The following is a 12,703-nucleotide window of genomic DNA, read 5'->3' on the forward strand; positions in this document are numbered from 1 at the left end:
CTGTGAAATATCCATATGTAGCAGAATTTCGACAATCTTTAGTCGAATGGTTTGAAGAAGAGAAACGAGATTTACCTTGGCGGCATACTAAAGACCCTTATAAAATTTGGGTATCTGAGGTAATGCTACAGCAAACACGAGTTGATACAGTTATTCCTTATTACAATCGCTTTATGGAAAGCTTTCCAACTTTAGAATTATTAGCTGAGGCACCACAGGAATATTTATTGAAACATTGGGAGGGCCTTGGCTATTACTCACGAGCGAGAAATTTGCAAGCGGGGGTTCGTGAGGTGCTAGAAAACTATGGCGGAATCGTACCTGATAATCGCTATGAAATTTCTAAGTTAAAAGGGGTTGGACCCTATACTGCAGGTGCTATATTAAGTATTGCCTATAATAAGCCCGAACATGCAGTTGATGGTAATGTCATGCGGGTTTTAAGTCGTGTACTCAATATACATGATGATATTGCACTGCCGAAGACAAAGAAAATTTTCGAAGCAGCTGTTGAAGAACTAATTGATCCACATAATGCGTCATCTTTTAATCAAGGTTTAATGGAACTTGGAGCGCTTATTTGTTCTCCAACATCACCGAAGTGTTTGTTATGTCCTGTCCGTGAATATTGCACTGCTTTTAATGAAGGAGAACCAGAAAAACTGCCTGTTAAATCAAAAAAAGTTAAGATGAAGCATATTTCATACGACGTTTTTGTTTGTCAGGATGAGGTTGGGCGAATTTTAATGGAGCAACGTCCGGCAAGTGGCTTACTTGCAAATATGTGGCAGTTCCCGATGGTTGAGCAAGCAGAAGACTCATTATTAAAATTTGCTCAGCACTATGACATAGAGGCACAAGCACAACAAGAAATTTTAACATTTAAACATGTTTTCTCACATTTAACTTGGCATGTAAATGCTTATTATATGAAGTGTAAATCATTTGAAAAGGGTGATTGGCTAACACAGGAGCAAATAGAATTATTACCAATGCCAGTGCCAATGTTAAAAATATGGCAAGCGATAAAATAGGGAGACACTATAATTAAGCAAACGAAAATAAAAAAATTAATGAGCATAAAAGTAATCACCTCTGTACACAATAATTAGCGTGGAGGTGAATGACTGATGAAGAAAAATCAAAACACAAACCAACAAGCAAATAAAAACATGCAACGCCAAAGTGAAGAATTTGGTTACGAAACGGACTTCAACGAAGTGCAAAAGCAAAATGCTAAAGCTGAGCAGAATAAAGCTCAAGCTTCAGGCAAATATGCTAAGAATAACCAAAACGCGAGCGAGTAAGCACTTTGTAACTGCATAATTGCATTTACCTTCTAAAGGGGCTGTCTAAAAATCGAAAAGATGAAAAGGACAGCCCTTTTCTATTTTTTCTTCGATACGCATAAGCTTATAACGTAAGTTAAAAAATTCCATTAAAGTTGCTGTTATGATGGAAATTGCTATTAATTTTCGAAAATTTGTACATAAATAACATGACACAGTGAAATTTGTAGTTTTCAACTACACCTTTCGCGTACAGATTGCTATAATATACTAGAGACTGCTAGATTTAGGTAGCATAGACGAAAAGGTGGGCTTCAAAAATGGCAATACCGGTAGAAGGAGAAACGATACAAATACATAGTTATAAGCACAATGGCCGCATCCACCGTGTTTGGCAAGAAACAATGGTTTTAAAAGGAACTAAAAACATTATAATCGGTGCGAATGAACGAACACTTGTGACAGAATCCGATGGTCGAACGTGGCTAACGAGAGAGCCTTCTATTTGTTATTTCCATGCGGAGCACTGGTTTAACATCATCTGCATGCTGCGTGAAGACGGTGTGTATTATTATTGTAATCTAAGCTCACCATTTGTTTTCGATAATAATGCCATTAAATACATTGACTACGATTTAGATATTAAGGTTTTTCCAGATATGTCGTATACCCTTTTAGATGAAGATGAATATGAACAGCATCGCCAGGAAATGTCTTACCCAGATGTCATCGATAAAATTTTAAAGCGTAATGTCGAAAAATTAATTAGCTGGATACAACAAAAAAGAGGACCCTTTGCACCTGATTTTATCGATGCGTGGACAAGTCGTTATAAGTTTCAGCTCGATATGCAAGCAGATGATTGTCAGTAACACCTATTAGTTAAACTAATGGGTGTTTTTTTGCATTTAAGGGGTATTTTATAAATAGAACAATTGATGCAAATCAAAAATAGTTAGCATTAAAGGTCAACTAACTGTACTTCATGCTAAATATTGCTATAATACGTAAGGGCATTCGTAATAGAATGTCTGTTTCTTTTTTTAATGTATAGAAAGCCACATAGGAATGAGGTTTTCTAATAAGGAAGTGATGAAAAATGAGTAGTATAAAGCGTTATATGCGTTTTGTAAAACCATACACATGGGAAATTATTTTAACGGTTTTAATCGGTATAGTGAAATTTGCAATCCCGTTATTCATTCCACTGCTCATAAAAATAGTACTTGATGATATTATTGGTGCGGAGGATTTGACGGATACAGAAAAAACAAAAGAATTGTTTTACTGGCTAGGCGGTACAATTATTGTGTTCTTTGTAATACGACCACCAATAGAATACTACCGTCAATATTTTGCACAGCATGTGAGTAACAAGGTTCTTTTTGATATCCGCAAAGAGATTTATGCGCATTTACAGCGCCTAAGCTTAAAGTATTATGCCAATACAAGAGCTGGTGAGGTAATTTCACGTGTAATTAATGATGTGGAGCAAACGAAGAACTTTGTTATGACAGGTTTGATGAATGTTTGGCTGGACTTAGCAACAATCGTTATTGCCGTCTTTATTATGTTAGCTATGGATGTCAAACTAACGCTTGTTGCACTAATTGCATTTCCGTTCTATGCAATTAGTGTAAAGTTCTTCTTCGGTAAACTGCGAACCTTAACACGCAAACGTTCGCAGGCGCTTGCAGGTGTCCAAAGTTATCTTCATGAACGAGTAGCTGGCATGAGTATTATTAAAAGCTTTACGCTCGAAAAGCATGAGCAAAAATTATTCAATGAAGCGAATGGCGAGTTTTTAGAAAAAGCACTAGATCAAACAAAATGGAACGCTAAATCCTTTGCGGTCGTCAATACGATTACAGACGTAGCACCATTACTTGTTATTGCTTATGCAGGCTATCAAGTAATAAATGGGCAGTTAACGCTCGGAACAATGGTTGCTTTTATCGCTTATATTGAACGTCTTTACGGACCACTTCGCCGATTAGTAAGTTCTTCTACAACGCTAACACAATCAATTGCCTCGATGGATCGTATGTTTGAACTAATAGACGAGCCTTATGAAGTGAAAAATAAAAAAAATGCACTACCACTATCGCCTGCAACAGGTGAGGTGCGATTTGAGAATGTCGGTTTTCAATATGAAGCGGATGGTTCGCAAATTTTAAAAAATATGAATTTCACCATAAATCCAGGGGAGACGGTTGCATTTGTAGGGATGAGCGGCGGTGGGAAATCTACCATTATTAGCTTAATTCCACGCTTTTATGATACGTCAGATGGAGCGGTATATGTAGATGGACATGATGTGAAGGACGTCACAATCCATTCATTACGCTCTCAAATTGGAATCGTGCTACAGGATAATATTTTGTTTAGTGATTCAGTAAAAGAAAATATACTGATGGGCAAACCTGAAGCGTCAGAGGAAGAAGTAATTGCTGCTGCAAAAGCGGCTAATGCGCATGACTTTATTATGGGCTTGCCAAATGGCTATAACACGAAGGTTGGCGAGCGAGGTGTAAAATTATCGGGTGGACAAAAGCAGCGTGTTGCCATTGCCCGCGTATTTTTAAAAAACCCACCCATTTTAATTTTAGATGAAGCAACATCAGCACTAGACTTAGAAAGTGAAGCGCTCATTCAAGAATCGCTCGATGCCTTAGTGCATGACCGAACAACTATTATTATTGCGCACCGACTTTCTACTATTACACATGCTGATAATATTTTTGTTATTGATCATGGACAACTAATTGAAAAAGGGAATCATGAGCAATTAATGAAGGAGCAAGGCACATACTTTAATTTATTCCAAGTGCAACACTTAGATTGAGTATAGAAAGATCGTTAATTTCCGTTACGGGTTGCTCGCTTTTTTGCGGGGTCTTCAGTCGCACACTTGTCCTCGCAAGAGTCGAGCTAATTGTTTGAGTGCCTGGCACTGTCGCAGGCACAGAGTAAGCCGCAACCCTCGTTAATGCGCGGTTTGTTGCGACTTACATAGCGTGTATTCTGCGTGGTGTTTTTCTTGGCAAGAAATAAAATGGTAAATTGTTTGAGTGCCTGGCACTTGTATATTGTGAGCCTTTCATTCCTAGTTGAATGAAAGGCTTTTTTGTAAGCAAGTGCTTATTTCAGCAATCAACGGCTTCTTTTATTCTTCCAAGTTAAATGGAAGCTATTTTTGTAGAAAAATATCGTTAAAATACGAAATTTTTATATGTGAGACGAAAAATGTAGAAATTATATGCTATTGGTAGAAAAAAAATGATTGAAAGAGAGGGGAAATTTAGTTAGAATTATCTGAAAATAGAGAATTTATTGATAGTTAGTATATAATAAACTATAAATTTGTAATTTTTAAAAATATTGGTAGGATGGGGCGGTTGAACATGCGGAAAAAGCTGTTAGAGATTAAAGGTTTAAAAACAACCTTTTTCACAGATGATGGACAGATTCCTGCCGTTGACGATATTGATTTTTCGGTCCATGAAGGGGAAATTTTGGGGATTGTTGGGGAATCGGGCAGTGGCAAAAGCGTAACATCTTTGTCCATTATGGGATTGATACCCTCACCACCTGGGAAAATCACAGGTGGACAAGTACTGTTAGATGGCAAAGATTTAGCTAAATTAACTGATAAGCAAATGCAAAAAGTGCGTGGGAAAGATGTGGCGATGATTTTTCAAGAGCCGATGACTTCCTTAAATCCTTTGTTTACTATTGGGGATCAATTGAAAGAGGCTATTTTAATTCATAATCCTAAGTGGTCTAAAAAGAAGGCTTTTGCACGAGCAGTAGAAATTATGAAACTAGTAGGGTTACCTCGTGCGGAGGAACTATTAAAGGATTATCCTCATCAATTATCAGGTGGGATGCGACAACGCGTAATGATTGCCATGGCACTTGTCTGCGATCCGAAGGTACTGATTGCCGACGAGCCTACAACAGCGCTAGATGTGACGATTCAAGCTCAAATTTTGCAACTAATGAAAGATTTGAACAAGCGCATGAATACCGCTGTTTTATTAATTACGCATGATTTAGGTGTTGTAGCCGAAACTTGTGAACGCGTTATCGTTATGTACGCAGGACAAATTGTTGAAGAAGCATCTATTCAGGAAATTTTTAAAACGCCAAAGCACCCTTATACACAAGGACTCATTAAATCGGTACCAGATATGCGTTATAAAAAAGATAGTCTTTATTCGATACCTGGTAGTGTTCCAAAGCCAGGCACGATTAAAGACGGCTGTCGATTTGCAGCACGCTGTGAATTTGCCATGGAGCGTTGCCTACAGGAAACACCACCTTTATATGAAGCGACAGCGCAGCATAAAGCAAGGTGCTTTTTATTGGAAGAACAGGAGGTGGTTCATTATGTCGAAAGTGTTGTTGAAGGTTGATGGCTTAAAAAAGTATTTTCCTATTCGGAAAGGATTCCTTAATACGCAGGTTGGGGATGTGAAAGCTGTGGATGATGTTTCCTTTGAAGTTTTTGAAGGGGAAACATTAGGCATAGTTGGTGAATCGGGGTGTGGGAAGTCAACTACAGGTCGCCTATTAATGCGCTTACTTGAACCGACAGCAGGCAACATTGAATTTGGAGGCAAAATGATTTCTACATTATCAAACAATGACATGCGGAAAGCGCGAAGGGATATCCAAATGATTTTCCAAGATCCCTATGCTTCGTTAAATCCACGCCATACGATTGGCAAGATTTTAGAGGAACCGCTCATTGTTCATGGTATGGGCAATTCGAAAGAACGCAAAAAGAAAGTAATAGAGCTTCTCGAAATCGTTGGCTTAAATGAATATCACGCAAAACGCTATCCACATCAATTTAGTGGAGGACAAAGACAACGTATTGGAATTGCTCGTGCGCTAATGACCAATCCTCGTCTAATTATTGCAGACGAGCCTGTTTCAGCGCTTGACGTATCAATTCAAGCTCAAGTTTTAAATCTAATGCAAACATTGCAAAAGGAATTAAAGCTTACTTATATATTTATTTCACATGACTTAGGGGTTGTGCGACATATTAGTAATCGTGTCGGGGTTATGTATTTAGGCAAGTTAGTAGAGCTGACAGATAGTGAGAATTTATATGCAGAGCCGCTCCACCCATATACGCAGGCATTATTATCTTCGGTTCCTGTGCCTGATCCAACTTTTGAACGTGAGCAGCTTATTATATCTGGAGATATTCCGAGTGCATCCAATCCGCCAAGCGGCTGTTCATTCCATACAAGATGTCCGTTTAAGAAAGAACAATGCTCAAGCGTTGTTCCGAAACTGCAAGAAGTGAAACAGGGTCATTATGTTGCTTGTCATCTTTATGATGCGCTTCAACATTAAATGATATAAAAAAGTTTTAGGGGGAAAATAAATGAAGAAAAAGAAGCTTTGGTCATTAGGCGTAATGCTAATCCTTGTTCTCTCGACAATCTTAGCTGCGTGTGGTGGTGGCTCTGATGGCAAGGATACAGGTTCAAAAGATACGTCTACTGGCGGCGATTCAGCTAACGGCAGCGAAAAAACATTAGTATATGGTCGAGGTGGGGACTCTACTGCACTTGATCCAGCGACAGTAACAGAAGGTGAATCTTTTAAAGTTACAGTGAATCTCTATGAAACACTTATTAACTTTGGAGATGAAGATGTTACATTGCATCCAGGTTTAGCAAAATCATGGGAAGCTTCAGATGATGGATTAACTTATACATTCCAACTTGAAGAAGGCGTAAAGTTCCACGATGGGTCTGATTTTAATGCAGAGGCAGTCGTGAAAAATTTCGAGCGCTGGAAAGCTGGCGCTGATAAGTTCCCGTACTTCATGTCCCAATTTACAATGGGCGGTGAGCAAGTAATTGAAGCAATTACAGCAGAAGGCGATTACACAGTTGTATTTAAACTGAAGCAGCCGCAAGCACCATTCTTGAAAAACTTAGCAATGTCACCATTCGCAATTGCTTCTCCAACTGCATTCGAAGCGAATGACGATGCACTTATCGATAATCCAGTTGGAACAGGTCCATTCAAATTTGTAAAATGGACACGAAATGATTCTATTACAATTGAGAAAAATCCTGACTATCGTATTGCAGGGTTCCCGAAATTAGATAAAGTAATTTTCCGTTCGATTCCTGATAACTCAGCGCGCTTAAATGCTTTAAATAATGGCGAGGTAGATGTTGTCGATGGTTTAAGTCCATCTGATAAAGGATCAATCGAAACAAATGGCGATTTACAATTAATCGAACGTCCTTCTATGAACGTTGGTTATCTTGGTTTAACAGTAACACGCCCTCCATTTGATAATGTAAAAGTTCGTCAAGCAGTAAACTATGCAATTGATAAGCAAGCATTAGTAGATGCTTTCTATGAAGGGTTAGCGCAGCCTGCGAAAAACCCAATGCCACCAGTTATTGCTGGCTACAACGATGACATTACAGGCTATGCATATGATCCTGAAAAAGCAAAAGCTTTACTGAAAGAAGCAGGCTATGACGGTAAAGAAATTGAGCTATGGGCAATGCCAGTACCACGTCCATACATGCCAGATGGTCAAAAAATTGCAGAAGCAATTCAAAAGAATTTAGCTGATGTAGGTATTCCATCTAAAATTGTTTCATTCGAATGGGCTACGTATTTAGAAAAAGCTCAAAATGGTGAGGCGGATGCGTTCTTACTTGGTTGGACTGGTGATAACGGCGATGCTGATAACTTCCTTTACACATTATTAGACGCTGATAATATCGGCTCAAACAACTACACGTTCTATGACAACCAAGAGTTACACAAATTATTTGTTGCTGCACAAACAGAAGTGAACGAAGACAAACGTATTGAGCTTTACAAACAAGCACAAGCAATTATTTCTGAGGATGCTCCATGGGTTCCACTTGCACACTCAATTCCTATTTTAGCTGCAAGTACAAAAGTTACAAATTACCATGCACATCCAACAGGTTCTGACCGTTTAGAAGCAGTAGATATGAATTAGACAATAGAGAAATGAAAATTGTCGCTTACTCATAGTGACGTAACAAGATTTTTACAGCTTTGGACTTTGTCTAGCGTTGTAAAAACGGGTTGTGACTATGTTGGTCGCAACCCGTTTTTCTGTATGAAAGACAAACCATCTAAACGTCTATCGTTTGTTGAAGGCTGTCCCTTTCTACAGTATGTGTATTGACTTCAATGCTTTTCGTAGCAAAAGTATAATTAGAAAATTACAGAGAGGTGAAGAAGATGCTTCACTATATGGGAAGACGTTTATTTCAATTAATCCCAGTTTTGCTTGGAATGACTTTTATCGTCTTTATGTTAATTCGTTTAATTCCTGGTAACCCCGCGCAAGTGATTTTAGGTCAGCAGGCGACGAAAGAGGCGGTTGAGGCATTAAACGCAAGTTTAGGATTAGACAAGCCGTGGTACACACAATATTTTGGCTATTTAGGTGGTATTTTTCAGGGCGATTTAGGCGTTTCATTGCGTACGAAGTTACCTGTTTCACAAGAAATTTTTCCTTATTTAGCGGCAACAGCAGAATTAGCTATCTTTGCAATGATTATCGCAATTATTGTTGGTGTCAATGCAGGTATTATTTCAGCGTGGTTCCAAAATTCATGGTTTGATTATTTAGCAATGGTTATTGCTCTAATTGGGGTATCTGTGCCAGTCTTTTGGCTAGGATTGATGGAACAATGGGCGTTTAGCATTAACCTTGGCTGGTTCCCAACATCTGGACGTGATAATGTCCGTGACCCAATAACCGCCATTACGCATTTTTATTTGCTCGATACGCTCATTCAAGGGAGATTTGATCAGTTTACGGAAGTTATAAAGCGATTAGTGTTACCAGGGGTGGCACTTGCGACAATTCCGATGGCGATAATTGCAAGGATTACCCGATCGTCTATGCTTGAGGTCATGCGCTCTGATTATGTTCGTACAGCTAGAGCAAAAGGACAAAAAATGTTTATCGTCGTTTATAAACATGCATTGAAAAATGCCGTTATTCCGGTATTAACAGTAATTGGTTTACAAACAGGACTGTTACTTGGTGGCGCCATTTTAACAGAAACGATTTTCAGTTGGCCAGGCATTGGTCGTTATATTTATGATGCCATTGGCTTCCGTGATTATCCAGTTATCCAATCGGGGATTTTAATCGTTGCGTTTATTTTCATCATGATCAATTTAATTGTCGATCTACTTTATACAGTGATAGATCCACGCATTAAATACAAATAGGAGGGAGATGCGATAATGACTGGTGCGATAGATATTAAAAAAGAAGCAATAGCAAGTCGAGAGCGGGCGGCAGGTCCTTGGAGAGAAGGCTGGCGAAGCTTTAAAAAAAGCAAAATCTCCCTAGTTGGTGCTGGGTTAGTAGTATTTTTTATACTACTTGCTGTATTTGGTCCATTGATTGCTCCTCAGGGGATTAATGAACAGGATTTATCAAAACGATTATTGGCGCCTTCAAGTGCCCATTGGTTTGGAACAGATGACTTTGGTCGGGATATTCTTTCTCGAATTATATATGGTGCTCGTATTTCGCTAAGGATTGGATTTTTTGCCGTTATTCTTTCGGTAGTTGTAGGAAGTACACTTGGAATTCTTGCAGGGTATTATGGTAAATGGATTGATACGATTATCTCTCGAATTTTTGACATTATGTTAGCATTTCCAAGCATTTTATTAGCAATCGCTGTAGTGGCTGTACTTGGGCCGTCATTACAAAATGCTTTAATTGCGATTGCCATTATTAACGTCCCTAACTTTGGGCGGTTAATTCGGTCAAAAGTGTTAAGTGTAAAAGAAGAGGAATATATTGTAGCAGCAAAAGCGATAGGGATGCGAGATTCCCGTATTTTATTTTCTCACATTTTACCAAACTCAATGACGCCAATTATTGTACAGGGGACATTAGCAATTGCGACGGCGATTATTGAAGCAGCTGCACTAGGCTTCCTAGGCTTAGGGGCTCAAGCACCAGCACCAGAATGGGGAAAAATGCTAGCTGATGCCCGTATCTACTTATTAAAAGCGCCTTGGACGATGATTTTCCCGGGATTAGCAATTATGCTAACGGTACTAGGTTTTAATTTAATGGGTGATGGTTTACGAGATGCGCTAGATCCGAAAATGAAAAGTTAATATGTAAAATAGCCTTCTACTGAAAAAGCTAGAAGGTTTTTTTACCTGTTAAGGCGAATAGATGAGCTAACTATAAATTTACAATTTCATCCTGGAGCCATTATTTGAATTTTATGTAATATTATTTTAGACTTAATTTATGCTGACATACATACTTTATTGACGCAGCTACTGCTCATTATAAGAAAAAGTATATCGATGTTTATACTGTTAGCAACTTTTTAGCAGAGGCGCATTCAAATAAGGAGGGCATTAAAAATGGGGATTAATTTACAAAAGGGACAGCGTGTAGATTTAACAAAAGGCAATGCTGGTTTAAATAAAATTAAAGTAGGCTTAGGGTGGGACCCTGTAAGTCAAACAAAAAGCGGTGGCTTTTTAGGAGGCTTATTTTCTAGTGGTAGAACAGCAGGCAGAGATGTTGACTGTGATTCCTCAGTTTTAATGTTACAGGATGATCGTATAGTTGCAGGAGATGACGTAGTTTACTTTGGGAAATTATCGAGTAAATGTGGCTCTGTTGTACATTCTGGTGATAACTTAACTGGTGCTGGTGATGGTGATGATGAAGTAATTACAGTTGAGCTAGGGGCAGTACCTGCTCAATATAATAAATTAGTATTCGTTGTTAATATTTATGATGCAGCTGGACGTAATCAACATTTCGGTATGATTCAAAATGCGTATATTCGCGTGTACGATGACAAGACAGGTAATGAACTAATTCGTTATAATTTAACTGATAATTATTCGAATTTAACGACGCTAGTGTGTGGTGAAATTTATCGTCACGGTAACGAATGGAAATTTGCTGCTGTTGGTAACGGAACAAATGATGTAAAACTTGGTGATGTAGTTCGAAGATATCAATAAATATAAATTTGAGGAGGAATACAAATGGGTATTTCATTACAAAAAGGGCAAAAAGTAGATTTAACAAAAACAAACCCAGGCTTATCAAATGTAATTGTAGGTTTAGGATGGGACACAAATAAATACGATGGTGGACATGATTTTGATTTAGATTCATCGATTTTTTTACTTGCTGATACAGGTAAAGTAGCAGATCAAAATGACTTCATCTTCTACAACAATACTATTGGTGGCAATGGTTCTGTTGAACATTCTGGCGATAACTTAACAGGAGTTGGCGAAGGGGATGACGAAATCGTTAAAGTTGCGTTAAAAGAAGTACCTGCACATGTGCAACGCTTAGCTTTCACTGTTACAATCCATGAGGCAGAAGCACGTAGCCAAAACTTTGGTATGGTGTCTAACGCATTTATCCGCATAGTAAATGCCGCTACGAATGAAGAAATCGTTCGCTATGACTTAGGTGAAGACTTTAGTATTGAAACAGCTGTAGTTGTAGGAGAATTATACCGTCACAATGGTGAATGGAAATTTAACGCGATTGGTGCTGGATACCAAGGCGGTTTAGCTGCACTTTGTAATGATTATGGCTTAAGCGTAAACTAACGTTTTAACTTTACACGAGAAAGGGAGTTTTTTTCTAATGGGTATTCAGTTAAGTAAAGGACAACGCATTGATTTAATGAAACAGGATCCAGGCTTAAATAATGTAGGTATTGGTTTAGGCTGGGATGTTAAACAATTCGATGGAGGAAGTGACTTTGACTTAGATGCATCAGTGTTTTTATTGGATGCATCGGGGAAATGCCGTAATGAACAAGACTTTATTTTCTATAATAATCTAACAAGTCCCGATAAATCGGTACAGCATATGGGTGATAACCGTACTGGTTTAGGTGATGGAGACGATGAAAAAATTCTTGTGAATTTAAAGCAAGTATCCCCTCAAATTGAAAAGATTGTTGTAACAGTGACAATTTACGATGCTGAAGGTCGCCGTCAAAATTTCGGACAAGTATTAAATGCATATGTTCGTTTATCGAACGAAGAATCTGGTTCTGAAGTTCTTCGCTATGATTTAGCAGAAGATTTCAGTATTGAAACCGCGGTCGTATTTTGTGAGCTGTACCGTCATAATGGCGAATGGAAATTTGCCGCTGTTGGCTCTGGCTATCAAGGTGGGCTCGCTTCATTAATCAATGCTTATGGTCTAGAGTAATTAAAGTACGAAGTATATCTATAGTGGCCACTAGTAGGCATTAATTTAAATCATGATGAACTTAACGGAAGGCACTGTATTAGTCTGTATAAACAGGTTGATGCAGTGTCTTTTTTACAAAGGTCATTCTTTGATGAGG

General features: G+C 38.4%; 12 protein-coding genes. All 12 read left to right on the forward strand.

What is annotated here, in order from left to right; all coding sequences use genetic code 11:
* The first annotated feature begins 2 nt into the window (after nt 1-2).
* Entirely contained in the window at nt 3-1,034 is a 1,032-nt protein-coding gene (gene mutY / locus ACIQXJ_RS22175) for an A/G-specific adenine glycosylase (protein ID WP_403057746.1), read from the forward strand.
* Nucleotides 1,035-1,130: 96 nt separating this feature from the next.
* Nucleotides 1,131-1,307 carry a gamma-type small acid-soluble spore protein gene (locus ACIQXJ_RS22180; RefSeq protein ID WP_340822351.1) on the forward strand — a complete coding sequence of 59 codons (177 nt, stop codon included), beginning with the start codon at nt 1,131-1,133 and terminating at the stop codon, nt 1,305-1,307.
* Nucleotides 1,308-1,609: 302 nt separating this feature from the next.
* Nucleotides 1,610-2,161, forward strand: coding sequence for a nucleoside tri-diphosphate phosphatase (gene ntdP / locus ACIQXJ_RS22185; RefSeq protein WP_340822352.1), 552 nt, complete (start codon nt 1,610-1,612; stop codon nt 2,159-2,161).
* A 227-nt stretch (nt 2,162-2,388) separates the two neighbouring features.
* Nucleotides 2,389-4,134: an ABC transporter ATP-binding protein gene (locus tag ACIQXJ_RS22190; protein ID WP_403057749.1), complete on the forward strand. Its 1,746-nt coding sequence runs from the start codon at nt 2,389-2,391 to the stop codon at nt 4,132-4,134.
* A gap of 559 nt (nt 4,135-4,693) precedes the next feature.
* The gene (locus tag ACIQXJ_RS22195; protein WP_403057752.1) at nt 4,694-5,707 is read left to right on the forward strand and encodes an ABC transporter ATP-binding protein; all 1,014 of its coding nucleotides are present in this window, start codon (nt 4,694-4,696) and stop codon (nt 5,705-5,707) included.
* On the forward strand, nt 5,682-6,662 hold the full coding sequence (locus ACIQXJ_RS22200; RefSeq protein WP_403057755.1) for an ABC transporter ATP-binding protein: 981 nt from the start codon (nt 5,682-5,684) through the stop codon (nt 6,660-6,662). The genes ACIQXJ_RS22195 and ACIQXJ_RS22200 overlap by 26 nt, the downstream gene beginning before the upstream one ends.
* 31 nt (nt 6,663-6,693) lie before the next feature.
* Nucleotides 6,694-8,310 (forward strand): ABC transporter substrate-binding protein, encoded by a 1,617-nt coding sequence (locus ACIQXJ_RS22205; RefSeq protein ID WP_403057758.1) that lies wholly within the window; start codon nt 6,694-6,696, stop codon nt 8,308-8,310.
* A gap of 248 nt (nt 8,311-8,558) precedes the next feature.
* Nucleotides 8,559-9,563: an ABC transporter permease gene (locus ACIQXJ_RS22210; protein ID WP_340822358.1), complete on the forward strand. Its 1,005-nt coding sequence runs from the start codon at nt 8,559-8,561 to the stop codon at nt 9,561-9,563.
* A gap of 15 nt (nt 9,564-9,578) precedes the next feature.
* Nucleotides 9,579-10,472, forward strand: a complete 894-nt coding sequence (gene nikC, locus ACIQXJ_RS22215; protein WP_403057761.1) for a nickel transporter permease — start codon at nt 9,579-9,581, stop codon at nt 10,470-10,472.
* Nucleotides 10,473-10,730: 258 nt separating this feature from the next.
* Nucleotides 10,731-11,345, forward strand: a complete 615-nt coding sequence (locus ACIQXJ_RS22220) for a TerD family protein (protein WP_340822361.1) — start codon at nt 10,731-10,733, stop codon at nt 11,343-11,345.
* A gap of 24 nt (nt 11,346-11,369) precedes the next feature.
* Entirely contained in the window at nt 11,370-11,951 is a 582-nt protein-coding gene (locus ACIQXJ_RS22225) for a TerD family protein (RefSeq protein WP_403057764.1), read from the forward strand.
* A gap of 37 nt (nt 11,952-11,988) precedes the next feature.
* The gene (locus ACIQXJ_RS22230; protein WP_340822364.1) at nt 11,989-12,564 is read left to right on the forward strand and encodes a TerD family protein; all 576 of its coding nucleotides are present in this window, start codon (nt 11,989-11,991) and stop codon (nt 12,562-12,564) included.
* Nucleotides 12,565-12,703: the final 139 nt, after the last annotated feature.

The organism is Lysinibacillus sp. NPDC097868, from assembly GCF_044761135.1.
Taxonomy (GTDB): domain Bacteria; phylum Bacillota; class Bacilli; order Bacillales_A; family Planococcaceae; genus Lysinibacillus.